The following is a 25,610-nucleotide window of genomic DNA, read 5'->3' on the forward strand; positions in this document are numbered from 1 at the left end:
CGCGCGGGCCCGGCGCTGTATCGGGGGCAGGTGCACGGTCGGCCACGAGGCAGGTGCGCCGTTGGCCACAAGGTCACCGCACGGCCGGTTCAGCCCGGGGCTGCTCACCGTAAGGTTAGACACATGAACGATCGCATGGTGTGGATCGACTGCGAGATGACCGGCCTCTCGCTGTCGGACGACGCGCTCATCGAGGTGGCCGCCCTCGTCACCGACTCCGAGCTGAACGTGCTCGGCGAGGGCGTGGACATCGTCATCCGGCCGCCGGACCGGGCGCTGGAGACGATGCCGGAGGTGGTGCGTCAGATGCACACCGCGTCCGGGCTGCTCACGGAGCTGCCGAACGGCACGACGCTGAAGGACGCCGAGGAGCAGGTCCTGACGTACGTCAGGGAGTTCGTCAAGGAGCCGGGCAAGGCCCCGCTGTGCGGCAACTCCGTCGGCACCGACCGCGGCTTCCTGCTGCGTGACATGCCGACACTGGAGGACTACCTGCACTACCGGATCGTCGACGTGTCGTCGATCAAGGAGCTGGCCCGCCGCTGGTACCCGCGGGCGTACTTCAACAGCCCGCAGAAGAACGGCAACCACCGCGCGCTCGCCGACATCCGCGAGTCCATCGCGGAGCTGCGCTACTACCGCGAGGCCGTCTTCGTCCCGCAGCCCGGGCCCGACTCGGACACCGCGAAGAAGATCGCCGCGAAGCACGTTCTGCCTGCCCAGTAGCCGTGCCGGGGGCCTGCGGAGGGGCGCCGCGAAAGCCGGGCGCGAGCACCCCTTCGGACCCTGTACACTTTTTCTCGGCCGGTCGGGGAAATCACTGATCTCCAAGCCGGTCATGGTGGGTGTAGCTCAGCTGGTAGAGCACCTGGTTGTGGTCCAGGATGCCGCGGGTTCGAGTCCCGTCACTCACCCTCGCTGAAGAGGCCGGTGACCTGTAGTAATCAGGTCACCGGCCTCTTTCGTATCCGCCGTGGCCACATCGGTGGCTGCCCGGAGCCTTGAGAAGGGTTCTACCTTCCACCCGTGGCGAGCATCCGCAAGGGCGTCCGCAGGGACGGCAGCACCGCATATCAGGTCCGGTGGCGTGAGCTCGGCTCCCGCGGGGGAGCGCCACCAGTCCGAGACCTTCGACTCCGAGCCGGAGGCCCGAGCGCGGAAGAGAAGGACAAGAGCGTCGTGTCCTTCGCCACACGGTCGGAGCACTTCGTGGAGCCCCTCACCGGCGCGCAGGTCCGCACCGGCACGACTTGGCGGGTGCACGCCCTCGCCGGAATCGGGAAGGCCACCATCAGCACGGGCGCCACCACCGTCGCCCCGAACATGACGGGGCCTACGGCTGACGTCACCAACTCCCCCGTGGAAGCCGCAAACCGAAAGCTGCCCGTTTCGCCGCCGACCTTCAAGGGCGTCAGCAGACATCCGTGCCATCAGCCCTGGGGGGAAGCGGTTCGATGCCAAGTGGTCAGCGCCGCAACAGCTTCAAGAACCTGCTGTTGCTGTGCGTCCCCCACCACACCACGATCGACGGCGCCAGCAGCTCCGACTACCCGGTGGAACTTCTCGAGGAGTGGAAAGCCGCACCATGCGCGAGCTGATCGCCGCCCGATTATGGCTGACCGTCTACCAACTACCGCCGTACGCGGAACGAGCTCAATCCGGTGGAGGGTGTGTGGTCGCTCCTGAAGAGGTCGCTAGCCAACCTCACCGAACTAAGCCTCGACGAGCTCACCAAGCTGGTGAAGATCCGACTCAAAAGCATGCAATACCGCCCCTGTCTCATCGACGGCCTCGTAGCCAAGACCGGGCTCGACCTCCAATGCTCTGTGCCGCCCAGCAGTGACCGACGTCACGATGATGCATCTGGTGCAGCATGTGCCGACAGACCGCCCAGGCGAGAAGCCAACACTTACTAAATTGGCTTATTGTGCAGCGATTGAAGAGTCATATAGTAAGCGTTAGCTTGGTAAGTATGGTTGATGTTCCAGAAGAGACATCGCAGGATCTGGTCTTGGCCGAGGCGTTGCGGTGGGGCGTGTCCCGCCTGGCTTCCCGGCTACGCGCCGAGCAGCCGGGGAGCAGCCGCTCCTTGACGCGGCTGGCCGCATCCGTGCTCGCCAACCTTCGGCACAGCGGCCCACTGACCCCGTCGGAACTGGCCGCCATCGAAGGGCTGCAGACCCAGTCACTGACCCGGGTGCTCAACGAGTTGGAGGAACAGGGGCGAATTCGCCGGTCGAAGAGCGAGGTGGATGCCCGTCGCCAGAACATCGAGGTCACGGAAGCGGGGCGGGAGGCGCTGCGGGAGCACGTGCGCGATGGCAACGCCTGGCTGGCGGCGGCACTGCGTCAGACGCTGTCACCTGCCGAGCGCGGTGTGCTGCAGATCGCCGCCGGACTGCTGGAGCAGGTGGCGGAGGCCGAGGTGGCCGTCGATGAGTGCCGGGGGCCGGCGCAGGCGTCAGGGCAGGTCGAGGGGGCGGCCCCGGCGCTATGACTACTCACTCAACCGGTAAGGCATCAGCCGGTCATCAGCGCCCGTCCTCCGAACTTCCGAAACGGCTCACGCTGTTGATGGTTCTGGCTGGACTGAGCGGCGCGAGCCCGCTGGCCACAGACATGTACGTTCCCGCCCTCCCGGACCTGGCCCGCTCCTTGGCAACCGATGCTTCCGGCGCGCAAATGTCACTGACCGGGTTCCTGGCCGGAATCATCGTCGGGCAACTTGTTCTGGGCCCCCTCAGTGATGCGGTCGGCCGCCGCCCCGTTCTCATCGGCGGATCCGTGCTGTTCGCTGTCTTCTCCACCGTGTGTGCTCTGGCGCCCACGGTGGAGTTGCTCAACATCGCACGAGTCGGGCAGGGCATCGCGGGAGCGGCCGGGATCGTCGTCTCCCGTGCTGTCGTGGCCGACCTCTTCGACGACCGTGAACTTCCCTTGGTCTACTCCCGCCTGGGAGCGATCACCGCCACGGCCCCGGTCCTGGCCCCCTTGGCCGGAGGCGCCCTGCTGCTCGCGGTGTCCTGGCGCTACGTCTTCGCCGTCCTCGCCCTCATGGGCTTACTCCTGTCGCTGGGCGTATGGCGCTGGATTCCCGAGTCCCTCCCGCCCCACGCCCGCCTCACCGGCGGGATGACCGCCAGCCTGCGCGCCATCGCAGAGGTCGCCGCACAGCGCGCCATCCTCGCACCGGTGCTGGCCCTCGCCTGCGGTGGGGCCGCCGTCTTCGCCTATATCGCCGGAACCACCTTCGTCTTCCAGGACATCTACCGTCTCTCCCCGGCTCTTTCCAGCCTCGTCTACGGCGTCAACGCCGTCGGCAACATGGCAGGGAGCCTGGCCTACGGCCACCTGGCCAAACGTCGGACCCCCGAGGCTCTCCTCATCACCAGCGGGGCGCTGGCGACAACGGGGGCGGCAGCACTATTCCTCATCCAGGCGACCGCTGGCAGCACCACGCAGCTGACCTGGCTATGCCTGTTGATCACTATCAGCGCATTCGGCGTCTTCTTCCCAGCCGTGATCACCGTTGCTCAGAGCCGCGGACGCGCTGCCCCGGGAGCTACCTCCGCTCTCCTGGGCGGAAGCCAGTTCCTCTTCGGCGCGGCCGCATCCCCCCTGGTCGGGCTATTCGGTACTCAGAGCCCGGCGCCCATGGCAGCCGTGATGAGTAGTTGTCTCGCCCTGGGAACCCTGGCCGCTATCGCCACCAAACGTGCACACGCCTCCTGAGGGTTGCTACCCCAAGGGTGCTGATCACGACCTGGACAACAGCGAGTCCTGCGCCAGAGACCTTCAGCCGCCGTAACGCCAGCCCTTGAAGGTCTCTAGCCCCACAGGTGTCCCGTCGGCATGATGATCGGCATGCCGACGGGACGATCCAGTGCTGGGAATGCCGAGGCCACTTGAAAGTCGACGGACTCGATCGCCGAGGCCAGAAGCTCTTCTGCCCTCACGGAGTTGCGAAGGCAGAGAAGCCCACCCGGGTCAAGGTCAAGCGCGTGCTGATGCCGGCCACCTGACGCTCGGACCACGGCTACTTTGGCATGACCATGCCGTGGTCCGTCACCTCGTAGCTCTGCAGGCACTCCAGGTACGCAGCCTCCGACACGTTGTACGGGCCGCCAGCCTGTTGATTGCAGTACTTGCTCAGGGTCTGACTCTTCTGCGCGGCGGATATCCCAGCAGGTTGGTTGTTCTGTCGCTGGTTGTTCTGCGACTGCTCGTTCACCTGATCCTGCACCCAGGAGTCCTGTGGAGGGGCACCCGAGCTGCTGCCGGAGCCCAGGACCGCACCACCCAGGAAAAACGAGGCGACGGCCACAGCGGCGACACCGCCCCACAGGGTCACCGGCCGCTTCCACCAAGGCCGCTCCATCGCCGCCAGGATGCGCTGATACTCCGAGGTGTTCTCGTACTCGTCCCGCCAGCGGTACCGAACCCGTCTCATGGCAATCCCCCTCAGAGCCCAACCGGCGTCCCCTGCTGCACGAAGAGTCGGGCGACACAGGTTATCCATGAGGCATACACGAATTCTACACGCCGCCTCGACTGTGATCTGGCGGCCCAGAGCGTCATGGCGGCCGTCAGCATATGACCGCCTGCCACCCCGCCCGGAGCGCCAGGCGGCTGGTTCACTCAGCTCTCCTCTTCGACCTCCTCGGCCGCCTGGGACCTCCTCTGACCCCGGCGGTCACGAAGGAAGCGGAAGATCTCGGCTCCGAACGTGAGAGCTGCAGCGGATACGGCCAATGCCGATTCAAGGACGTGCACGGTGACGGGCCCCCTCGCGCCTGAGGCCCCAACACGAAGAGCCGTGTGGAGTCTCGACATGCATGAACATGCCTGACGGTCGCAGGGACTTCGAGATACGCACGGAGTCCAGTGCTCCGCCGTATAGGTGTCCGTGCCCCCCGGGGCTGGGTTCCTCAATTCGATCGCTCTGTACTACATGGGCAGTTACCGTCCCTTCATGGACGATTCCCTCTCCTTCGAGGGCTTCCTCGAGGGTGCGAAGAAGGCCGCTCACAGAGCTATGGACGACCACGGCCGAGGTGACTACGACGAGTTCGCGCTCCACGCCGGAGTCGCGATCGAGCGGCTCGCCAAGGCCGTCCTGGTCTCGAAGAATCCGGTGTACATCGTCGAGATCAGGGGCAACGCCAGCACGGACATGCTGTTCCATATGGGGGGTCACCGAACGGCCAAGAAGATCCGCACGGTTGGAGCGTCAGAGGCCATCTCTCGTCTACGAACCCTGGAGGTCCTCGCTCCGAACAAGGACCTGGACACGCTGATCGACGTGCGGAACGGTGCCGCTCACACCGGAAGCGGAGACGAGGCGAAAGCCCTCCTGCCGACCCTTGCAGAGACCGTTGAAACGCTGCTGAGGGACCTCGGAGGCCCGCTGCACGCCTTCTGGGGAAGGTGGACGACCGCTGCCCGCATGGCCGTGGACGACAAACGGAGCGCGATCTATCGGGACGTCCAGGTCCGGATCAGGCAGGCGAAACACCGTTACGACGATCGGTTTTCTGACCTGCCTGAAAATCTTCAGCACCGTCTCAAGATCGAGCAGCTTCGACTGGAAGGCTTCTCGGTAGTCCGTACGGCGAGCGGCATCCAGATCGAGAGTAACGAGGCATGTCCAGCTTGCAGGAGTGCTGCCCCCGTTCTCTCCGTGAACCAGGGCACAGAGGAGTCGCCGCACTTCACCGTCATCGCCCTACGCTGCTCCATGTGCTACCTGAAGCTCGCCACTCGGGATGAGCTTGCCGCCGCTGGGGTGGACATCAAGGCTGCTGACGATCGGGCCGCACACAAAGCCACACGATTTCTTACCAACCCTGACTTTTCAGAAGCGACACTTGGCATGAGGGTGGAAGAGTTCCTGAACGCCGACATCGACGATCAGGACTGATCTCCCTCACTCGAAGCCCAGGTCGATGACGAAGTCCACCAGGGTCGCGTCACCCCGAGGTGTCTCCACTACTCCAGCGGTAGCTCGGCCAGCATCACGGCGTACACCGGGGAGTCCGGGAAGGGCTGCCGCTCGCCGACCTTCCGGAAGCCCCAGGACTCGTACAGCTCCTGGACCTTGGGGTGCGTGACGTCGACCAGAAGGACTGCGAGGTCCTCGTCCCGGTCGTTCAGCAGGGCGCGGGAAAGCAGTTCGGCCAAGCCCTGCCTGCGGTAAGCCTGGCGGACGGCCAGCTCCGAGTAGGAGAACGTCCGGCTCTTCTCCGGCGCCGGGTCGAGGTGCTCGCGCCACCACTCGCGGTAGGGAGCGGACGGGGCGCCATAGGCGAAGGCCACAGCCTCCTCGGCGTCGTACGCGATCACGCAATCGAAGTCGGGGTTGCCGCCCCAGTGGTCGACGAACCAGGGGAAGCGCTGATTGAACTCGTCGTCCATCGCATCCGCGTAGGCGTCGGCGTGCACGTCGATCAGCGTCTGGCGGATCTTCGGCAAGTCGTTGTGCGAGTAGCGTCGGACGACCAGATCGGCGGCGATCAAGATCGGCTCCATTCGACTCGGAAGCGGTCTCCCCACTCTTGTGCGACCCCGGCGCCCGGCGCAAGCGTGATCAAGTCGCGGTGAAAGTCGCCGAGGAGAGTCCGCATCCGGCCGGGAATCGGCCGCCCGGCCATCAGGTCGAACACAATGGACGCAGTCCCGCACGCCTGGTCGATATCCCGTTGGTGGAGCTGGGCCAGGGCGAGGCGGGTCGTGGCCAGAGCGCGGTTCCTGCGGAACTGCTCGGGGATCGTCCCAAGCGCCCGGTGGGAGTCGGCCTCAGCTTCCGCAGGACGGCCGATCAGGTCCTTCACGATGGCCGAGATGGCGGACAGTTCGGCATGCCCGTAGAAGGCCATCCAGCTCGGCCGGCGCACGTCGAAGACGCTTTTACTCAGGGCCTCCTGGGCGTACCCCAGTGAGCGGATGGCGGCCTGCTGGTCACCGAGGTTCGAGTGGCCGACAGCGGTCCTGGCGTGCGCGAGCGAGGCGAACAGCGGATCCCGCCGGGTGATGGCCGTGGCCTGAGCCGCGTATCCGGCGTCCACGGCCTGGGTGTACTGACGCCGCTGGTGGGCGAGCATCGCGTAGGAGTTCCAGACCCGCATCTCCACGACGGGGTCTTTGGCCATCCCGGCGAGGTACAGCGCGCGATCAAGGTGCTGCTGAGTCCGGTCGAGGTGGCGGGCGTCGAGGGCCGACCAGGCGGCCGTTGCGGTGTAGTCGGCGGCCAGGGAGAACAGGCGTTGGCGGATGCGCTGGGAGGCGGCCAGCTTGAGCTTGTCGAGGGCCTTCTCAGCTCCGGTCAGGGCGGCCCGCTCCAGGCCCTCGTGGCCTCCTCGGTTGTCGTCCAGGGCCATGAGGGCGTCCAGGCCGGACCGGAGCCGGATCACGTCGGACGTACCGACCCGGGTAGGTCGGGAGTCCGGGACCACGACGGCGGCGGCTGTGCCGCTGGTAGCAGTGAGGAACTTTCTGCGCCGCACGGGAGACTCCGGTTCGCTGGCGGGAGGTCTTGCCGATGGCGGGCGGAAGCCCAGCTCTTCGGCCGTACATCCGAATACTGCCTCTAACGCCTCGCGCTGGCGCGGGTGCGGGCACCGAGTTTTTCCGGTCAGCCAGTTCCGGACGGTCCTGTCGCTCACAGTCCCGTCGTATCCGGAGGCCCGGAGTCGGTCGTTGACGGCCTCGGCCAACTCGGCCTGCTTGAAGCCCGCTTCGCGCATGGCGCTGATGAGGCTCGCGTTCCCCTCCACCTACCCACGGTAGCCACTGATACCCCATCAGTGACGGCAGGAGCCGGGAAATTTCCGGTTGGCCGTGATGCACGCCCGGCCGACTTTTCCTCCTCGGCGCGGACGAGCGGTCGTTGACTGAACCAAGGCCGTCGTACACCGACACCCCGAGGTTCAGATGATCGTGTCAGCGAAGCCGCATCACACGGGACACCCCGGATACTCCGAGACACTCCCGGGTCTGGAGGAGAGCGCCGAGGCCGCTCGGAGGCTCGTACGGACAGCTCTGGCCGCTTGGCACATGGAGGAGCTGACGGACACCGCCATACTTCTCGTCTCGGAGCTGGTGGCCAACGCGGTCAAGCACACCAACAGCCGCGTGATTCGGGTCGTCATCATCAGGCCGAGCGAACGGTCCGTACGGATCGGGGTCGTCGACAGGGCCCGCGCGCTGCCGGAGCTGGCCAAGCCCGGTGACGACCTCCTCACCAGCGGTAGGGGACTCCTGCTGGTCGACGCCCTGGCCGAGCGCTGGGGAACCGACCTGTACCGCTGGGGCAAGCAGGTCTGGGCCGAGGTGTTCTGCGAGCCGGCCCGGTGACCGAGGAGAAACCCAAGGCGTGGGTCGGCGACCAGGTGTACGACGCCAACGCGGGCAGGGAGGGCATCGTCAGTGACGTGAAGAGGGACGGCACGTACTTCCTGCGTGCGGTGGACTCGTTTGCCTTGAGGTGGACGGCTCCGAACGCCGAGAAGTTGACCGTCACCGTGCCCCGCCTGGTGCGCGTCAAGAAGGAACGAGAGGCGTAACCGTGCAGAGCACTGCGTTCCCCGTGGGTCAACAGGCATCCACTGCTACGAATGGAGTTCGAGTCCCGTCACTCGCCCTGAGCACTCAGCCGATGGCTACGCCTGGAAACCACCTGCTGATGCTTTGTGCGCGCCGGTCCCGGGCCGGGCAGCGACCGGCATTACGGTCGGCGGCATGGACGGTGAGCGCCGAGGGTGGCGTGCGTGTGTGCTCAGCGGGGCGGTGTTCGCCGTGTGCATGGCCGGCACCACGCTGCCGACTCCCCTCTATCCCCTCTACCAGGGCAAGTTCGGGTTCTCCGAGCTGACGGTGACCGTGGTGTACGCCGTGTACGCCTTCGGGGTCATCGGGGTCCTGCTGCTGGCCGGCAACGCCTCGGACGCCGTGGGCAGGCGCCCGGTGCTGCTGTGCGGCATCGGCCTCGCGGCGGCGAGCGCCGTCTGTTTCCTGTGCGCCACCGGGCTGGGCTGGCTGTACGCGGGGCGGCTGCTGTCGGGACTCTCGGCCGGTCTGTTCACCGGTGCCGCCACGGCGTACGTCATGGAGCTGGCGCCGGAAGGCGGCGCATCCCGGGCCACGTTCGTGGCGACGGCCGCCAACATGGGCGGACTGGGCTGCGGTCCGCTGCTGTCCGGGCTGCTCGCGCAGTACGCCGACTGGCCGCTGTATCTGCCGTTCGTCACGCACCTCGTGCTGGTGGCCGGGTCGGCCGTCGTCCTGCTGCGGCTCGCGGAGACCGTACGGGAGCGGAAACCGCTGAGCACCGTACGGCCGCAGCGCCCCGCGCTTCCGCCTCAGGTGCGGGCGGTGTTCGCCCCCTCAGCGATCGCCTCGTTCGCGGGGTTCGCCCTCTTCGGGGTGTTCACCTCGGTCAGCCCCGAATTCCTCGCCGAGTCCCTGCACATGGACAACCACGCCGTGAGCGGGCTGATCGTCGCGCTGGCCTTCTTCGCCTCGACCGCCGGACAACTGGCGGTCGGCCCGGTCGGGGTGCGGCGCTCCCTCCCGCTGGGCTGCGCCGGACTCCTCGCCGGGCTGGCGCTGCTCGCGGGCGCGCTGCGGTGGGACCTGCTGTCCCTGGTGGTCCTGAGCGCACTCGTCGGCGGCGTAGGGCAGGGCCTGGCGTTCCGCGGCGCGCTGTCCGAGGTCGCCGGGGCATCACCCGAACACCGGCGGGCGGCGGTGATCTCGACGCTGTTCGTCGTCGCCTACGCCGGCATCTCGGTCCCGGTGATCGGCGTCGGCCTGCTGACGGACCCGATCGGCCTGGAGGGCGCGGGCCTGGTGTTCATCGCGTGCATGGCGGTGCTGGTGTCGACGGCGGCCGTCTATCTGGTCCGGCGGTCAGCGGTCGCGAGGACGTGACTGCCCTCTGCCGGGGGGGGCGATCAGCCTCTACTGGCTCGGCGTGCACGAGGCCGTCGCCGAGTTCCTCAGTCTGCGGCGTCTCTTGCCGCCCTGTGCACCGAGCTCCGCCACGCCGCCGTCAGCTCCGCCACGCTCGTGAAGCGTTCGGCCGGGTCCGGGCGCGTGGCCCGTTCCACGAGCGTCAGTTGGGCCGCGGTGCCTCGCCAGGTCGGCTCTCCGCCAACCGTGTTCATCAGGATGCGGATGGCGCTGCCCAGAGCGTGCACGGTGGTTCGGGTGTCGATCGTCGAACCGCGTCGCCATTCCTCCGGGGCCATGAAGCGCCGTGAGCCCGGCAGGCGGTCCGCCTGGAGCACGAACGGGCCCGGGCGGTACTCGTCCAGGTCGATCAGGTGGAGATCGCCGGCGTCGAAGTCGTAGAGGAACGCGCCGTCGTAGAGGTCGACGGCGACGAATCCCGCGGCCTCCACCGCCAGGTGGGCGCCCAGGAGGTGGTCGATGGCGCGCACGACCCTGGGGACGGGGAGGGCTTGGAAGCGGGACAGGGGTCCTGCGCGCCGTAGCCGCTCGGGGGAGTACAAGGACTCCCCGCGACGCCAGGGCATCACCGCCGCCGTGCGTCCCGTCGCCCGTCGCGAACCGGTGCAGCTGGGGGACGATCACCGGATGCCGTACCGCCCGGTGGAAGGCCCAGGCGCGGTTCAGCGCGTGCTGGGCGGCGCCGGTCGTCGCCTCCTTCACGAACCAGCGTTCCCCGTCGGCGAGCCGGACCCCGTACGACACACAGCCCGAGTCCTGGTCACGAAAGGCCCGGAAGACCTCGCCCACCGTGCGCAGATACGGCTCGGTCCGAGCGACCTCGGCGACGTCCAGCAGGGGATGCGGCGTCACGACGACGAACGGGGCACCAGCTCCGTGGCCAGGACCACCTGTCGTCGGTCCAGTCCCCGGGACGCCAGGGGGCGGCGGTCGGCGACCTCCGTGAGGAGGAGGTCGATCATCCGGCGGCCCATCACCTCTATGGGCTGGCGGACGCTGGTGAGGGGCGGGTCCATGTGGCGGGCGATGGCGGAGTCGTCGTAGCCGACGAGCGCCACGTCGTCGGGGATACGGCGCCCCGCCTCGCGCAGCGCCTGGCGGGCGCCGGCCGCGGTGACGTCGGAGCCGGCGAAGACCGCGTCCAGGTCGGGACGGCGCTCCAGCAGTGCCGCCATGGCACGGCTGCCGCCCTCCTCCGTGAAGTCGCCCGGCTCGATCAGCGCCTCGTCCACCTCGTGGCCCGCGTCGCTCAGGGCGTCGCGGTAGCCCTCGATGCGGCGCTGGGCGCCGTAGACGTCGAGGCGGCCGGTGATGTGAGCCACCCGGCGGCGGCCGCGGGACAGCAGGTGCTCGACGGCCTGTCGGGCGCCGCCGTAGTTGTCGGAGTCGACCGACGGCAGGGTCTCGGCCGCCGATCGCGGGCCGCTGATCACCGCCGGGATGTCCAGCTGGGCCAGCAGGTCGGGCAGTGGATCGTCCGCGTGGACCGAGACCAGCAGGACGCCGTCCACCCGATGGGCGGCCAGGTACTGGGCGAGGCGGCGGCGTTCCTTGTCGCTGCCCGCGAAGATCAGCAGCAGCTGCATCTCCGTGTCGGACAGCTCCGCCCCGACGCCCTTCAGCATGTCCGAGAAGTACGGCTCCGCGAAGAACCGGGTCTCCGGCTCGGGCACGACCAGGGCGATCGCGTCCGTGCGGTTGGCGGCCAGGGCACGGGCCGCGGTGTTCGGGACGTAGCCGAGCTCGGCGACCGCCGCCTCGACGGCCGCGCGGGTCGCGTCGCTGACCCGGGGCGAGCCGTTGATCACCCGGGACACCGTGCCGCGGCCGACACCGGCGCGCGCCGCCACCTCTTCGAGGGTGGGCCGGCCACCGCTTCGGCCCCGCGCTCCGTGGCTTGCCATGGGCTCCGCCTTCCCGTCCACACCCGCACTCTGCGGCTGGCCTGGAATTTAACAGGCTCGTCTGCTGGAGTGACCGCTACCGGGGCCCGCCGCCCCCGGCCTTCCGCTTCGGTCGGCAAGCCGGTCCGACTGGCCGGATACCGCCGTCCGGGGCCTCAAGGGCCTCCGGCCAGGGTCCAGTTAACGTCCCGATAACTGAACGCATCTCTCCCTGTCCGGTCCCTTGACACCCCCGCCCCGACCGGAGAACCTTCAACACATCACTGGTGGGAGCGCTCCCACGGTACCTGACACATACACAACCCGCACGTTCCCCGCCCGAGCCGCAGCGAGTGAAAACGGGTCCAACAATGCAGTTGGCCGGGGGGTCGGCACGTCAGGGCAACAGGAGGACGACATGCGAGCACGCATCCGAACCGCCCGCAAGGCGATGGTCCTCGCGGCCGTCGCGTCGCTGGGCGCCGGGCTGCTGGCCGGCTGTGCCGACGACGGCAAGGACGACGGCTCCGACTCCCCGTCGGGCGACAGCGGCGGCAAGACGACGATCTCCGTGGGACTCTTCGGCACCATGGGCTTCAAGGAAGCCGGCCTCTACGCCGAGTACGAGAAGCTCAACCCGAACATCAAGATCGCCGAGAGCGCCGTCCAGCGGAACGAGAACTACTACCCGGCGCTGCTGAACCACCTCACCACCAACAGCGGTCTGCTGGACGTCCAGGCCGTCGAAGTCGCCAACATCGCCGAGGTCACGGCCACCCAGGCAGACAAGCTCGAGGACATGTCCAAGGTTTCGGGCGTGGACAAGGGCAAGTGGCTGGACTGGAAGTGGCAGCAGGCCACCACCAAGGACGGCAAGACCATCGGCCTCGGCACCGACGTCGGCCCGATGGCGATCTGTTACCGCACGGACCTCTTCAAGCAGGCCGGTCTGCCCACCGACCCGGCCGAGGTCGGCAAGCTGTGGGCCGGTGACTGGGCCAAGCTCGTCAAGGTCGGCGAGCGCTACAAGTCGAAGGCCCCCAAGGGCACCTTCTTCATGGACTCCCCCGGCGGTCTGATCCAGGCGATCCTGGGCAGCGAGAAGGAGAAGTTCTACGACTCCTCCGGGGAGGTCATCTACAAGACCAACCCGGCCGTCAAAACCGCCTTCGACCTGACCGCCGAGGCCGCCGAGAAGGGCCTCGTCCAGTCGCAGACGCAGTTCCAGCCGGGCTGGAACTCCTCGATCGCCAACAACAAGTTCGCCGCCATCGCGTGCCCGCCGTGGATGCTCGGCACGATCAAGGGCTACTCGAAGCCGGACGCGGTCGGCAAGTGGGCCGTGGCCACCGCGCCCAAGGGCGGCAACTGGGGCGGCACCTTCCTCACCGTGCCGAAGAGCGGCAAGAACGTGAAGGAGGCCCAGAAGTTCGTGACCTGGCTGACCGCGCCGGAGCAGCAGGCGAAGCTGTTCAAGGTGCAGGGCAGCTTCCCGAGCGCCCCGTCCGCATACACCATGCCCGAAGTGACGGGCGCCAAGAACGAGATGACCGGTGAGCAGCAGATCGGCTCGATCTTCGCGGAGGCCGCCAAGGCCGCCCCGGTCCAGGTGATCGGCCCGAAGGACCAGATCATCATGCAGGGCCTGACGGACAACGGCGTGATCCTGGCGACGAAGGGCAAGACGGCCAAGGAGGCCTGGGACTCCGCCACCAAGACCATCGACAACAAGCTGGACCAGTGACCCGTATGGCCACCCGTCACGACACCGCCGCGCCCCCCATGGAGGGGGGCGCGGCCCCGGGCCGCCCGCCCGGGGACGCCGCGGCCGCGGAGAAGGAGCGGCGGCGCCGGGACCGGCTGTCCCGCCGCTGGCAGCGGGACATCCGCTGGAGCCCGTACGCCTTCGTCTCACCGTTCTTCCTGCTGTTCGTCGCGTTCGGCCTGTTCCCGCTGATCTACACGGGCTGGGCCTCGCTGCACCAGGTGGAGCTGACCGCGCCGACCGACATGAACTGGGTCGGGCTGCGCAACTACGCCCGGATCTTCGACGACGAGTTCTTCTGGAACGCGGCGAAGAACACCCTGACCATCGGCATCATCTCCACCGTCCCGCAGCTGCTGATGGCGATGGGCATCGCCCACATCCTCAACTACAAGCTGCGGGCCTCGACCTTCTTCCGGGTCGCGATGCTCGCGCCGTACGCGACGTCGATCGCCGCCGCCTCGCTGGTGTTCGTGCTGCTCTTCGGCCGTGACTACGGCATGATCAACTGGGCGCTCGACATGGTCGGCATCAACCCGGTCGACTGGCAGAACGACAAGTGGTTCTCGCAGATCGCCGTCTCGACGATCATCATCTGGCGCTGGACCGGCTACAACGCGCTGATCTACCTGGCCGCCATGCAGGCGATCCCGCAGGACCTGTACGAGTCGGCGGCCCTGGACGGGGCCAACCGCTGGCAGCAGTTCATCCATGTGACGCTGCCGGCGCTGCGCCCGACGATCCTGTTCACATGTGTCGTGTCGACGATCGGCGCGAGCCAGGTCTTCGGCGAGCCGCTGCTGTTCGACGCCAACCAGGGCACCTCCGGCGGCGCGGAGCACCAGTTCCAGACGCTCGGTCTGTATCTGTACGAGCAGGGCTGGGTCGCCCACCACCTGGGCCGTGCCTCGGCGATCGCCTGGACGATGTTCCTCATGCTGATCGTCATCGGCATCGTCAACTACGTCATCTCGCGCCGGCTGCGCGCCAGTAGTTAAGGAGTTCCGGCCGTGACGACGACTGTGACGCCCCAAGACGCACCGCCGCCCGGCGCTGCGCCCGCGAAGGAGTCCAAACGCCCCCGACTGCCGAAGTCCGCGCGGGCCGGCGGGACGTTGCACGGCGGCCCGATCGCGTACGCGATCCTCATCGTGTTCACGATCGTCTCGCTGTTCCCGCTGGTGTGGACGGCGATCGCCGCCTCGCGTGACAACCAGCGGCTCGCGCAGACTCCGCCGCCGTTCTGGTTCGGCTCGGGTCTGTTCGACAAGCTGGAGATCGCCTGGAAGGACGCCAACCTGGGTGAGGCGTTCTTCAACACCACGATCGTGGCGGGTACTTCGGCACTGACCATCGTCTTCCTGTCGACGATCGCCGGTTTCGCCTTCGCCAAGCTGCGGTTCAGGGGCCGTGGCGCGCTGATGCTGATCGTGATCGGCACGATGATGGTGCCGCCGCAGCTGAGCGTGATCCCGCTGTACATGATGGTCGCCAAGCTCGACTGGACGGACCAGTTGCAGGCGGTGATCTTCCCGTCGCTGGTGAGCGCGTTCGGTGTGTTCTTCATGCGGCAGTACCTGATCCAGGCGCTGCCGGACGAGATCATCGAGGCCGCCCGGGTCGACGGTGCGAGCAGCTGGCGCGTGGTGTGGCACGTGGTGTTCCCGGCGGCGCGGCCGGCGATGGCCGTGCTCGGGATGCTGACGTTCGTGCAGACCTGGAACGACTTCATGTGGCCGTTCCTGGTGCTGACGCAGATGGGCAACCCGACCGTGCAGGTCGCGATCGCGGGCCTGGGCCGCGGCTACACGCCCGACCAGTCCCTGATCATGGCGGGCGCACTGCTGGGCACGCTGCCGCTGCTGCTGGTCTTCGCGATCTTCGGCAAGCAGATCGTGGGCGGCATCATGCAGGGCGCCGTCAAGGGCTGACGCCCTCGTCCGTTCTCCCAGCGTTCTTCCAGGGGGCCGGGTCAGCGCCGCCCCGGCACCCTGTTCCTCCCTTCCCCCCTCTCCTCCCTCCTCCCCCTCCTCCCTCCTTCCCCCCTCGCCTCTCCACGACCTCCAATGGGAGCGCTTCCATGCCTGACTCCGAGAACCCGGCCACCGCGGTGACCTTCCCTCCCGCCTTCCTCTGGGGCGCGGCGACCTCCGCGTACCAGATCGAGGGTGCGGTGCGGGAGGACGGCCGTACGCCGTCGATCTGGGACACCTTCAGCCATACGCCGGGCAAGACGGCCGGCGGCGACCACGGTGACACCGCCGTCGACCACTACCACCGCTACCGCGAGGACGTGGCGCTGATGGCGGAGCTGGGCCTGGGCGCCTACCGCTTCTCCGTCTCGTGGTCGCGGGTGCAGCCGACCGGCCGGGGTCCGGCCGTACAGAAGGGCCTGGACTTCTACCGCCGGCTGGTCGACGAGCTGCTGTCCAAGGGCATCAAGCCGGCCGTCACGCTCTACCACTGGGATCTGCCGCAGGAGCTGGAGGACGCGGGCGGCTGGCCGGAGCGTGACACGGCGTACCGCTTCGCGGAGTACGCGCAGATCGTCGGCGAGGCGCTGGGCGACCGGGTCGAGCAGTGGATGACGCTCAACGAGCCGTGGTGCAGCGCGTTCCTGGGCTATGCCTCCGGGGTGCACGCCCCGGGCCGGACGGATCCCGCGGCGTCGCTGCGTGCCGCGCACCATCTGAACCTGGCGCACGGGCTGGGCGCCTCCGCGCTGCGCTCGGTGATGCCGGCCCGCAACGCGGTCGCGATCAGCCTCAACTCCTCGGTGGTCAGGCCGCTTTCGCAGAGCCCGGCGGACCTGGCGGCGGCCCGGAAGATCGACGACCTGGCCAACGGCGTCTTCCACGGCCCGATCCTGCACGGCGCGTACCCGGAGTCGCTGTACGTGGCGACGGCGGAGCTCACGGACTGGGCCCACGTCCTCGACGGCGACCTGGCGCTGATCAACCAGCCGCTGGACGCGCTGGGCCTCAACTACTACACGCCCGCGCTGGTCTCGGCGGCCGACCCGTCGGCGAAGGAGCCGCGCGCCGACGGCCACGGGTCCAGCGACCACTCGCCCTGGCCGGCCGCGGACGACGTCGCCTTCCACCAGACGCCCGGCGACCGCACCGAGATGGGCTGGACGATCGACCCGACCGGCCTGCACGAGCTGATCATGCGCTACACCCGGGAGGCGCCGGGCCTGCCGCTGTACATCACCGAGAACGGCGCGGCCTACGACGACAAGATCGACTCGGACGGCCGGGTGCACGACCCGGAGCGCGTCGCCTACCTGCACGGCCACCTGTCGGCGGTCCGCCGCGCGATCGCCGACGGCGCGGACGTCCGCGGCTACTTCCTGTGGTCCCTGATGGACAACTTCGAGTGGTCCTACGGCTACGGCAAGCGCTTCGGCGCGGTGTACGTGGACTACGCGACGCTCGAACGCACGCCGAAGTCCAGCGCCCACTGGTACGCGAAGGCGGCGCGCACCGGGACGCTGCCGGAGGCGGAGGCGGTCTAGCCACTGCGGAGGCGGGGGGACGGGGCGCGGCACTAATAGGGGAGTGCCGCGCCCCGGCATGTCAGGAGACGCTGCGTGGCGTCAGCAGCCGGCGGGTTGTCGTCACGCCCCACTCGTCGAGCGACAGAAGGCGGTCGCTGGAGGCCATCAGGCCTCCCGTGGACTCCACGTGTGCCGCCCACTGTTCGCGGGTCTCGACAGCCGGGCGGGCCATCAGGCAGTCGGGGTCGTTGATCCAGAGGCGGCCGTGCTGCCACTGGCGGCCGGCGCCGGTGAACTCGGCCGGGTCCTGGCCGGGCTGGCTGTAGTCGTCCGCTTCGGGGCGGCGGTGCGGGGCCGTGTCGGGGCTGACCCGCATGGCGTCGAACAGGCCGATGGAGGGGAGCATCGGGGCGCCACAGCCCAGGAGGTAGGAGTCCGGGCCGATCGCGTCACGGATCAGGCGGATGCCGGAGCGGTACGCAGTGAGCGGGTCGACCTCCGCGTGGCGTACGCCGTCCAGGGCGCCCGCGTACAGGAAGTCAACCTTGAAGTAGTCGTAGCCCTCGGCACGCAGCGTCGTGAAGACCTCGGTCAGGTAGCCCGCCGCGCCCGGGTGAGTGGTGTCCAGGACGCGCAGGTCGTGGCCCCAGTTGCGGCCGGCGTGCGCGAAGCCGCCCCGGCCGTCCCGGACCAGCCAGTCGGGGTGCTCGGCGGCCAGTTCGCTCGCCGGGTCCACGAGGAACGGTGCCGTCCAGATGCCGGCGCGGCGCCCGCGGGAGCGGATCTTGTCGGCGATTCCGGCGCGGGAGCGGAAGCGGCCGGAGAGAGTGAGCCAGTCGCCGAGGGCCCGCTGGTAGCCGTCGTCGATCTGGACGACGTCGACGGGCAGGTCGAGGGTGTCCATCGCACGGAGGTTCTCGTGGATGTCGTCCTCGGTGACCTCCGTGAAGTACTCGTACCAGGAGCACCAGACGGTGGGCGCCGGGCGCGGGGCCGCGATGCCGAGTCCGGAGGCCCAGTCGCCCAGCACGGACTGGATGTCGTCGCCCGTCCACTCCTTCACCAGGCCGTCGGCACCGATCTCCGCGATCCCGTCCCGTACGGCGAGCCGGATCGACGGCACCTCGGACGTCGGTTCGGCCGCCGCCCACAGCCGGACCGGTGAGCCGTCGCCGGGGTCTAGCGCGAGCAGGCCCTCGCCCTGGAAGACGCCGTCGGGGACGGTGACGCCGGGCCGGTAGCAGACCGTGGCCCAGTTGGCGTTGGCCGGACGGTGGGGCCCCGCTCCGAGGGCGTAGGCGCCGCTGGGGCTCCAGGACTGCCAGCCCTCCTCGTGGACGCGGGCGCGGCGGCGGTCGACGGGCACGGAGGCCAGCGGCGTGAAGGGGTGCTGCACGGTGATCTCTTTCGGGAAGGGTCAGCCCTTGTTGGCGCCCAGGGTCAGGCCGCTGACGAACTGCCGCTGGAGGACGAAGTAGACGATGAGGGTGGGGATGGCCGTGAGCAGGGCTCCGGCGGCGACCAGGTTCGGGTCGGTGAAGTACTGGCCGGAGAGGTTGTTCAGCGCCGAGGTGATCGGCATGTTCTCGCCGGTGGAGATCAGGACGATGGCCCAGAAGAAGTCGTTGTAGATCCAGATGGACAGGAGGGTGGCGAGCGCGGCCATCGCGGGCTTGCACAGCGGCAGCACGATCTGCCAGTACAGGCGCCAGACGGAGGCGCCGTCGACGAGGGCGGCCTCGGTCAGTTCGTGCGGCAGCGAGCGCATGTAGTTGCTCAGCACGAACGCGCAGAAGCCGGACTGGAACGCCACGTGGATGAGGACCAGGCCGAGCGCGGAGTCGTAGAGCTTGCCGGACATGGTGATGCCGGGCAGGTCGATCAGCAGGTACAGCCGGTACAGCGGGGTGATGATGACCTGCTGGGGCAACAGGTTGCCTGCGGTGAAGACCAGCAGCAGCGCCAGGTTGACGCGGAAGTCGAAGCGGCTGACGTAGAAGGCGACCATCGACGACAGCAGCAGCGTCAGCAGCACGGCCGGCACGGCCACGATCAGCGTGGTGCCGAAGTAGTGCAGCATGTCCGACTGCTGGAAGGCGTTGGTGAAGTTGTCGAAGGTCAGCTTGTCGGGCCAGGAGACATAGCCCTTCTCGCTGGTCTCCGCATACGGCCGCATCGCCGCGAGCAGGGCCCACAGCAGGGGCGCCAGCCAGGCCAGCGCCGTGACGACGAGGAAGGTGTGCAGCAGGACCCGGGCGGGGCGGACGGGGGTGCGCTGCTTGTGAACGCCGGCGACGGTGCTCATGCGCGCCGCTCCTTCCGGAAGGTGGCGATCAGGTAGGGAATGATCACCGCGAGCGAGATCACCAGCAGGACGACGGCGATGGCGGAGCCGTATCCGATCCGGCTGGACTCGCCGATGATGTTGTTGGTCACCAGGATCGACAGCAGTTCCGTGCCCTGGGCGCCCTTGTTGAAGACGAAGACCAGGTCGAAGGCGCGCAGGGCCTCGATGATCGTGACGACCAGGACGACGGTGTTGGTCGGGCGCAGGGTGGGGAAGACGACGTTCTTGAACGTCTGCCATTCGTTGGCCCCGTCCAGGGCGGAGGCCTCGCGCAGGGCGGGATCGACGCTCTTCAGACCGGCCAGGTAGAGGATCATCATGTAGCCGGCGTGCCGCCAGGAGGCCGCGACCAGGATGGCCCAGAGGTTGAGGTCCGGGTCGCCGATCCAGTCGATGTAGTGGCCGGGCTTGTTGGCTCCGATGAGGCTGTTGATCAGGCCGGTGTCGGGGTTGTAGACCAGCTGCCAGACGAAGCCGATGACCGCCATCGACACCACGACCGGCAGGAAGAACGCGGTCTGGTAGACGCGGCTGAAGCGGATTTGCTTGTCCAACTGCACGGCCAGGAACAGGCCGAAGGGCGTGGGCAGCACGATGAGCACGACGAACCAGATCACGTTGTGCTCGACGGCGGGCCAGAACTGCGGGTTGCTGGTGAACAGTTCCTTGAAGTTCTGGAGGCCCACCCACTGGATGGAGTCGAAGCCGATGCCGTTCCAGGTGGTGAAGGCCAGCGCGATGGAGGCGAGGGCCGTCAGCCACACCAGGGCGACGTGCAGGATCGTCGGCACGCCCGCCATCAGGCCGAGCGTGAGCCGGTCGCGACGGGTCAGCAGGCGCTTGTGCCCGTGGGGCACCTTGGCGGGCTTGGACGTGGGGGCGGACCCCGGAGCCGGCTCGTCGGCCGTCTCCGGGACCTTGGCGGGGGTGGCAGTCATGTCAGATCCGAGTCGTCGATTCTCCGTTTCCGGTCACGAGGAGGCGAAGATCGTCTTCTTCTGACGCTCGATCGACGAGAGGATGCTGTCGACGTTCTTGGGGTTGCGGATGAAGTTCTGGAGCGCGGGCTGCATCACCGTGGAAGTGAAGTCCGGGCGGGAGTCGCGGTCCATGAACTGCGTCAGGCTCTTCGCGCCCGAGATCATCTCGTAGGCCTTCTTCTGCAGCGGCGTGTACGAGGAGGTGTCGGCCTTGGTGGAGGCGGCCACCACGTTCGGGTCGGACTTGAGGTAGATCTGCTCGGCTTCCGGGGTGCCCAGGTACTCCAGCAGCTCGGTGGCGCCCGCCTTGTTCTTGGGGGCCTTGGAGAGCATGAAGCCGTCGGTCGGCGCCTCGACGGTGTCCTGAGCGAAGGCCGGGTCGATCTCCGGGAAGGCGAAGAAGTCCAGGTCGTCCAGGTCGGCCTTGTTGGTGAACTGCTGGCCGACGAAGGTGCCCAGCACATACATGCCGGCCTTCTTGGCCACCAGCGTCTGTGCCGCGTCCTGCCAGGTGCGGCCCACCGCGCCCTCCTGGTGGTAGGGGAGGATCTCCGTCCAGTGGTCGAAGACCTTGCGCACCTTGGCATCGGTCCAGGAGGCCTTGCCCGCCATCAGCTCGACGTGGAAGTCGTAGCCGTTGGTACGGAAGTTGATCTGGTCGAAGGTGCCCATCGCGGGCCAGGCGTCCTTGTCGCCGAAGGCGATCGGGACCAGACCGTCCTTCTGCATCCGCTTGCACAGGGCGACGAAGTCGTCCCACGTGGTGGGGACCTCGTAGCCGTGCTGGGCGAAGACGCTCTTGCGGTAGAAGACCGCCCAGGGGTACGTGTACAGCGGCACGAAGTAGTACTTGCCGTCCTCGCCCTTGCTGAGCTTCTTCATCGCCTCGGGGAAGTTCCCGCCGATCTTCTGCCACACGTCGTCGATCGGGGTGGCGAGCTTCTTCGACGCGAAGAACTGCATGCGGTACCCGGCGAACCAGGTGAACACGTCGTCGGGCGTGCCCTGGAGGTAGGAGTTGATCTGCTCCTGGAACGTGTTGTGGTCCTTCGTGTTCACGTCGACCTTGACGCCGGACTTCTTCGTGAAGGCGGCGTAGATCTCGGCGAACGCCTTCTTCGGCACCGCGTCCGAGGAGTTCGAGCCGAGGCTGACCGTCTTCGGATCGGCGGCCGAGCCGCTGCCGCCGCAGGCACTCAGCAGGGGTATGCCGGCGCCGAGCAGGGCCGCGCCCCCTATGCCGCGCAGGAGAGAGCGGCGGCTGGGAGCGGGGAAGGAGGGTCCGGAGGGGGAGAGGTCGTGCATGAACGGCTCCTGAGGGCAGGGTTCGGCCACGAGGGTGTGGCGTGAAATCCGGTCTTAATCGACCAGAAATCAACTTGACCGAACACGGTGGCGCAATAACAGCCGTATGTCCGGTCATGCGTCAAGGCCCGCCGCCTCGATTTGTCGAAACGTGACCGACCCGTGAGCGCGCACTCGCCCGGGAGGGGCCGGGACCGGCCGGAGAGAGCGGAAGCCGTCAAACGGAGCGGGAGCGGTTGTATGCAGCGACCAGCCTGCCCGGACGCCGTCGCCGCACCTGCCCGCGTCGCCCCCTGCCCGTCGGCGCCCGCCCGGCCGGCTGGATCCAGATCCGTACCTCCGCCCCGCCGAGCACCGAGGAGCCGATCCGTACGTCCCCGCCGGTCGACTCCGCGAGCCGGCGCACGATGTCCAGACCGAGACCGGTCGAACCGTCGCTCCCGGAGCCGCGGCCCCGGGCCATCGCGGCCTCCGGGTCGGGTATGCCGGGGCCCGCGTCGGACACGAGGACGATCACCGCGTCCTCGCCGTTGTGCACGTCGACCGCGAAGGCGGTGCCCTCCGGGGTGTGCCGGAAGACGTTGCCGAGCAGCGCGTCGAGCGCGGCGGCCAGGTCGGCACGGGCCACGGGTATGCGCACCGGCCGGTCGGCACCGGCCACCCGCCACTTGCGGCCCTCGTCCTCCGCGAGCGCCGACCAGAACGCCATCCGCTCCCGCACCACCTCGGCCGCGTCGCACCCGGCGCCCGGACCGGCCGCGGCCGTCTGCGGCTTGGCCTCCCGGGCCGTACGGATGATGGTGTCGACCTCACGCTCCAACTGCTCGACCGCGGTCCGGGTCTGGTCGGCGGCCGGTCCCTCGCCGAGCGACGCGGCGTTGAGCCGCAGCACGGTCAGGGGTGTGCGCAGCCGATGGGACAGGTCGGCCGCCAGCTCCCGTTCGTTCGCCAGCAGTTGGACGACCTGGTCGGCCATCGAGTTGAACGCGACTGCGGCGAGCCGCAGTTCGGTGGGGCCCTTCTCCGGCACGCGGGCGCCCAGCTTGCCCTCCCCCAGTTCGTGCGCCCCCTCGACCAGGCTCTTGGCGGGCCGGACCATCCGCACGCCCAGCCGGTCGGCGACCGCGACCGAACCGAGGATCAGCGCGACACCGACCCCGGCGAGCACCGCCCAGGCCGTGCCCACGCCGTTGGTGACCTCGGCCTCCGGCACGTACACCTCGACGACCGCGATCTCGCCGGTGCTGAGCGCGACCGGCTGGAGCAGCGTCGAGCCGCCGGTGACGCCGGTGGTGGAGGCGCGGCCCAGTTTCCGCACGGCCGCGATGTCCTCGTCGGCGGCGCGCTGCCGCCCGAGCTCCAAGGCCTCCTGGCCGTCGCCCGCCGGTATGTGCACGGCCATCCCGGCGTCGGAACCGGCGGAGGCCACGACCCGTTCGAGCTGGTCGCGGTCCGTGGTGATGGACAGTGCCGGGGCGACGGCCGCGGCCTCCCGCTCGGCACCCGAGAAGGCGCGGTCCCGGGCCATCTCGCGGATGACGAGTCCGAGCGGCACCGCGAAGGCGAGCACGACCATGGTGGTCACCGCCAGCGACACCTTGACCAGGGCCCACCTCATCGCGGCGTCTCCGCCCCCGGCGGTTCGAGCTTCACGCCGACTCCCCGAAGGGTGTGCAGATAGCGGGGCTTCGCGGCCGTTTCGCCCAGTTTCCTGCGCAGCCAGGACAGATGGACGTCGATGGTCTGGTCGTCACCGTACGACTGCTGCCACACCTCGGCGAGCAGTTCCTTGCGAGGGACGACGACACCGGGCCGGCGGGCCAGGAAGGCGAGCAGGTCGAACTCACGGCGGGTGAGGTCGAGCCGCGCGCCGTCCAGTTCGGCATGGCGGCGAAGCGGGTCGACGGTCAGGCCGCCGACCCGGATCACCGGGGACGGCTCTCCCTCTCCCGCGCCGGAGCGGACGCGGCGCAGCACGGCCGCCATGCGGGCCGACAGGTGCTCGACCGAGAAGGGCTTGGTCAGATAGTCGTCCGCTCCGGCGTTCAGCAGCCGGACGATCTCAGCCTCGTCGTCCCGGGCCGTGGCGACGATCACCGGCACGTCCGTGATCCCGCGCAGCATCTTCAGGGCCTCGGACCCGTCGAGATCGGGCAGTCCGAGGTCCAGGATCACCACGTCGAAGCGGACATGGGCGACCTCGCGCAGCGCCTCCAGTGCCGTACCGACGCTGCGTACGGTGTGCGAGGCGTCGGTCAGGTGCCGGATGAGCGCCGAGCGTACGAACTGGTCGTCCTCGACCACGAGCACACGTGCCATGCGCCGCACCGTACGCCATCTCGAACAGCCGGGTGCGGGCCTGTGGACAACTCCCCTCCTGGGGACAACCAGCCCTTGCGCGACCCTCGTTCGCGGACAACACGTGGGACACGTGAGGCAGGATGGCCCCCGATGCGCAGAGGACTCGTACACGTACTGGCCTGGCTGCTCGCCACGGGCGCGGCGGTCACCCTGTCGTGGTGGGGTGTCCACACGGTGATGGCGGGTACGGCCTACGACCCGCCGCGCGCTCTGCCCATCAAGGCCGCCGACGCGACGCCCCAGGAGCCGAAGCCACTGGCCACACCGTCGGAACGGACGCCTCCGCCGAAGCGGCGCACTCCGAGCGCGCCACCGAAGGCCGACAAACCGAGCCCGCTCCCCACAAAACCACCCAGCCCCTCCCCCACCGCAACCGCCACCGCCACCGGCCAGGTCAAGAGCTACGACACCGACGGCGGCCGGGCGGTCTTCGACCTCGGCAGGACCTCCGCCTCCCTTGTCTCGGCCACTCCCGGCGCGGGCTGGTCGATGCAAGTGTGGAAGACCGAGTCCTGGATCCGCGTGGAGTTCGCCTCGGGCGCGGACCGGGTGTCGGTGTTCTGCACCTGGCACGACGGACCGCCGCGCGTGGAGATCGGAAACTACTGAGTGCCGTACGGGCTCACTTGAACACCGACGCGGGCGGCGCGGGCGACGCCACCGCCGCGAGGTCCGTCACAGGTACGGCCCCGCCGGTGAAGTCGGTCAGCGTCCGTCCGTGCTCGACCCGGCCGGGATGCGGGTCGGAGGCGGCGCGGCGAGTCAGCTCGGCGACGGGCAGCGACTGGTCGGAGGCGACCAGGACGGCGTTCCCGAAGCGTTTGCCGCGCAGCACAGTCGGGTCTGCGACCAGCGCGAGTTGCTCGAAACGGGCGCCGGCGGTGGCGATCTGGCCGCGCAGGTGGGCGAGCGGCGGCCCGTCGGCGAGGTTGGCGGCGTAGACCCCGCCGGTCTTCAGCGCCCTGCGTACGTCGTCGAGGAACTCGGTCGAGGTCAGATGGGCCGGTGTCCGGGCCCCGCTGAACACATCGGTGATGACCAGGTCGGCCCAGCCGTCCGGTACCTTGGCGAGCCCCTCACGGGCGTCGACGGACCGCACCCTGATGCGCGCGTTCGGGTCCAACGGCAGCTCACGGCGGACCAGTTGCACGAGGCCGGCGTCCCGTTCGACGACCTGCTGCGTGGAGCGGGGCCGGGTCGCGGCGACGTACCGGGCGAGAGTGAACGCGCCACCGCCGAGGTGCACGGCGTGCACGGGCCTGCCCGGCGGTGCGACGAGGTCGATGACATGCCCGAGCCGGCGCTGGTACTCGAAGGACAGGTATGCCGGGTCGTCCAGATCGACGTGCGACTGCGGGGCTCCGTCGATCACCAGGGTCCAGGCCCGGGCCCGCTCGCGGTCGGGGATCAGCTCGGCGAGCCCGCCGTCGACGCTCTCGACGACGGCTTCCGCACCGGCCTGCCTGCGCCGACCGCTCCTGGACTTTCCCATTGGGCCATT

General features: G+C 68.7%; 25 protein-coding genes, 1 tRNA gene and 1 pseudogene. 15 read left to right on the forward strand and 12 right to left on the reverse strand.

The window, feature by feature from the left end; all coding sequences use genetic code 11:
- The first annotated feature begins 123 nt into the window (after positions 1-123).
- The 6 genes and pseudogenes from orn (at position 124) to ACZ6TU_RS13970 (ending at position 3,732) form a co-directional block, all read left to right on the forward strand.
- On the forward strand, positions 124-726 hold the full coding sequence (orn, locus tag ACZ6TU_RS13945) for an oligoribonuclease (protein WP_086605598.1): 603 nt from the start codon (positions 124-126) through the stop codon (positions 724-726).
- A 115-nt stretch (positions 727-841) separates the two neighbouring features.
- A tRNA-His gene (locus ACZ6TU_RS13950) sits at positions 842-914 on the forward strand.
- A gap of 540 nt (positions 915-1,454) precedes the next feature.
- Positions 1,455-1,598, forward strand: a complete 144-nt coding sequence (locus tag ACZ6TU_RS13955) for a hypothetical protein (RefSeq protein WP_469548308.1) — start codon at positions 1,455-1,457, stop codon at positions 1,596-1,598.
- Positions 1,577-1,820 (forward strand): annotated as a pseudogene (locus ACZ6TU_RS13960) (transposase); the annotation flags it as partial. The gene ACZ6TU_RS13955 and the pseudogene ACZ6TU_RS13960, both read left to right, overlap by 22 nt.
- 152 nt (positions 1,821-1,972) lie before the next feature.
- A complete protein-coding gene (locus ACZ6TU_RS13965) occupies positions 1,973-2,497 on the forward strand; it encodes a MarR family winged helix-turn-helix transcriptional regulator (RefSeq protein ID WP_469548310.1) in 525 nt (174 codons plus the stop codon).
- The gene (locus tag ACZ6TU_RS13970) at positions 2,494-3,732 is read left to right on the forward strand and encodes a multidrug effflux MFS transporter (RefSeq protein ID WP_469548312.1); all 1,239 of its coding nucleotides are present in this window, start codon (positions 2,494-2,496) and stop codon (positions 3,730-3,732) included. The genes ACZ6TU_RS13965 and ACZ6TU_RS13970 overlap by 4 nt, the downstream gene beginning before the upstream one ends.
- Positions 3,733-4,036: 304 nt before the next feature.
- Here ACZ6TU_RS13970 and ACZ6TU_RS13975 read toward each other — a convergent pair whose 3' ends face one another.
- Positions 4,037-4,450: a hypothetical protein gene (locus ACZ6TU_RS13975; protein WP_469548314.1), complete on the reverse strand. Its 414-nt coding sequence runs from the start codon at positions 4,448-4,450 to the stop codon at positions 4,037-4,039.
- Positions 4,451-4,972: 522 nt separating this feature from the next.
- Between ACZ6TU_RS13975 and ACZ6TU_RS13980 the strand changes: the two genes are divergently transcribed.
- A complete protein-coding gene (locus tag ACZ6TU_RS13980; RefSeq protein WP_469548316.1) occupies positions 4,973-5,920 on the forward strand; it encodes a hypothetical protein in 948 nt (315 codons plus the stop codon).
- A 68-nt stretch (positions 5,921-5,988) separates the two neighbouring features.
- Here the strand turns inward: ACZ6TU_RS13980 and ACZ6TU_RS13985 are convergent, their stop codons facing one another.
- The gene (locus tag ACZ6TU_RS13985) at positions 5,989-6,528 is read right to left on the reverse strand and encodes a GNAT family N-acetyltransferase (protein ID WP_469548318.1); all 540 of its coding nucleotides are present in this window, start codon (positions 6,526-6,528) and stop codon (positions 5,989-5,991) included.
- Entirely contained in the window at positions 6,513-7,502 is a 990-nt protein-coding gene (locus ACZ6TU_RS13990) for a hypothetical protein (protein ID WP_469548320.1), read from the reverse strand. The genes ACZ6TU_RS13985 and ACZ6TU_RS13990 overlap by 16 nt, the downstream gene beginning before the upstream one ends.
- A gap of 550 nt (positions 7,503-8,052) precedes the next feature.
- Between ACZ6TU_RS13990 and ACZ6TU_RS13995 the strand changes: the two genes are divergently transcribed.
- The 3 genes from ACZ6TU_RS13995 to ACZ6TU_RS14005 all read left to right on the forward strand — a co-directional run bounded on the left by ACZ6TU_RS13995 (position 8,053) and on the right by ACZ6TU_RS14005 (position 9,927).
- Complete coding sequence (locus tag ACZ6TU_RS13995; protein ID WP_469548322.1) at positions 8,053-8,352, forward strand: ATP-binding protein; 300 nt, start codon at positions 8,053-8,055, stop codon at positions 8,350-8,352.
- Positions 8,349-8,561, forward strand: coding sequence for a hypothetical protein (locus ACZ6TU_RS14000; RefSeq protein ID WP_469548324.1), 213 nt, complete (start codon positions 8,349-8,351; stop codon positions 8,559-8,561). The genes ACZ6TU_RS13995 and ACZ6TU_RS14000 overlap by 4 nt, the downstream gene beginning before the upstream one ends.
- A gap of 175 nt (positions 8,562-8,736) precedes the next feature.
- On the forward strand, positions 8,737-9,927 hold the full coding sequence (locus tag ACZ6TU_RS14005; RefSeq protein WP_469548326.1) for an MFS transporter: 1,191 nt from the start codon (positions 8,737-8,739) through the stop codon (positions 9,925-9,927).
- A gap of 68 nt (positions 9,928-9,995) precedes the next feature.
- Here ACZ6TU_RS14005 and ACZ6TU_RS14010 read toward each other — a convergent pair whose 3' ends face one another.
- A complete protein-coding gene (locus tag ACZ6TU_RS14010) occupies positions 9,996-10,535 on the reverse strand; it encodes a hypothetical protein (RefSeq protein WP_469548328.1) in 540 nt (179 codons plus the stop codon).
- 282 nt (positions 10,536-10,817) lie between these two features.
- Positions 10,818-11,873 carry a LacI family DNA-binding transcriptional regulator gene (locus ACZ6TU_RS14015; protein WP_467668131.1) on the reverse strand — a complete coding sequence of 352 codons (1,056 nt, stop codon included), beginning with the start codon at positions 11,871-11,873 and terminating at the stop codon, positions 10,818-10,820.
- Positions 11,874-12,270: 397 nt separating this feature from the next.
- Between ACZ6TU_RS14015 and ACZ6TU_RS14020 the strand changes: the two genes are divergently transcribed.
- From ACZ6TU_RS14020 to ACZ6TU_RS14035, 4 genes are all read left to right on the forward strand, one after another.
- Complete coding sequence (locus ACZ6TU_RS14020) at positions 12,271-13,596, forward strand: ABC transporter substrate-binding protein (RefSeq protein WP_467668130.1); 1,326 nt, start codon at positions 12,271-12,273, stop codon at positions 13,594-13,596.
- Positions 13,597-13,601: 5 nt separating this feature from the next.
- The gene (locus ACZ6TU_RS14025) at positions 13,602-14,615 is read left to right on the forward strand and encodes a carbohydrate ABC transporter permease (protein WP_467668128.1); all 1,014 of its coding nucleotides are present in this window, start codon (positions 13,602-13,604) and stop codon (positions 14,613-14,615) included.
- 12 nt (positions 14,616-14,627) lie between these two features.
- Positions 14,628-15,548, forward strand: a complete 921-nt coding sequence (locus ACZ6TU_RS14030; RefSeq protein WP_467668126.1) for a carbohydrate ABC transporter permease — start codon at positions 14,628-14,630, stop codon at positions 15,546-15,548.
- A gap of 149 nt (positions 15,549-15,697) precedes the next feature.
- On the forward strand, positions 15,698-17,134 hold the full coding sequence (locus tag ACZ6TU_RS14035) for a GH1 family beta-glucosidase (RefSeq protein ID WP_469548332.1): 1,437 nt from the start codon (positions 15,698-15,700) through the stop codon (positions 17,132-17,134).
- A 61-nt stretch (positions 17,135-17,195) separates the two neighbouring features.
- Here ACZ6TU_RS14035 and ACZ6TU_RS14040 read toward each other — a convergent pair whose 3' ends face one another.
- The 6 genes from ACZ6TU_RS14040 to ACZ6TU_RS14065 all read right to left on the reverse strand — a co-directional run bounded on the left by ACZ6TU_RS14040 (position 17,196) and on the right by ACZ6TU_RS14065 (position 24,067).
- On the reverse strand, positions 17,196-18,512 hold the full coding sequence (locus tag ACZ6TU_RS14040; RefSeq protein WP_467668122.1) for a glycoside hydrolase family 36 protein: 1,317 nt from the start codon (positions 18,510-18,512) through the stop codon (positions 17,196-17,198).
- Positions 18,513-18,533: 21 nt separating this feature from the next.
- Positions 18,534-19,421, reverse strand: coding sequence for a carbohydrate ABC transporter permease (locus ACZ6TU_RS14045; protein ID WP_467668120.1), 888 nt, complete (start codon positions 19,419-19,421; stop codon positions 18,534-18,536).
- Positions 19,418-20,401, reverse strand: a complete 984-nt coding sequence (locus ACZ6TU_RS14050; RefSeq protein ID WP_469548335.1) for a carbohydrate ABC transporter permease — start codon at positions 20,399-20,401, stop codon at positions 19,418-19,420. Before ACZ6TU_RS14050 ends, ACZ6TU_RS14045 begins: the two co-directional genes overlap by 4 nt.
- A gap of 33 nt (positions 20,402-20,434) precedes the next feature.
- Positions 20,435-21,748: an ABC transporter substrate-binding protein gene (locus ACZ6TU_RS14055; protein ID WP_469548337.1), complete on the reverse strand. Its 1,314-nt coding sequence runs from the start codon at positions 21,746-21,748 to the stop codon at positions 20,435-20,437.
- A 217-nt stretch (positions 21,749-21,965) separates the two neighbouring features.
- Positions 21,966-23,366 (reverse strand): HAMP domain-containing sensor histidine kinase, encoded by a 1,401-nt coding sequence (locus ACZ6TU_RS14060; protein ID WP_469548339.1) that lies wholly within the window; start codon positions 23,364-23,366, stop codon positions 21,966-21,968.
- Entirely contained in the window at positions 23,363-24,067 is a 705-nt protein-coding gene (locus ACZ6TU_RS14065; RefSeq protein WP_469548342.1) for a response regulator transcription factor, read from the reverse strand. Before ACZ6TU_RS14065 ends, ACZ6TU_RS14060 begins: the two co-directional genes overlap by 4 nt.
- Positions 24,068-24,199: 132 nt before the next feature.
- Here ACZ6TU_RS14065 and ACZ6TU_RS14070 point away from each other — a divergent pair, with 132 nt between their 5' ends.
- Positions 24,200-24,718 carry a hypothetical protein gene (locus tag ACZ6TU_RS14070; RefSeq protein ID WP_467668110.1) on the forward strand — a complete coding sequence of 173 codons (519 nt, stop codon included), beginning with the start codon at positions 24,200-24,202 and terminating at the stop codon, positions 24,716-24,718.
- A gap of 13 nt (positions 24,719-24,731) precedes the next feature.
- Here the strand turns inward: ACZ6TU_RS14070 and ACZ6TU_RS14075 are convergent, their stop codons facing one another.
- Entirely contained in the window at positions 24,732-25,601 is an 870-nt protein-coding gene (locus ACZ6TU_RS14075) for a spermidine synthase (protein WP_469548344.1), read from the reverse strand.
- Positions 25,602-25,610: the final 9 nt, after the last annotated feature.

This window comes from Streptomyces sp. NPDC052064 (assembly GCF_055585925.1).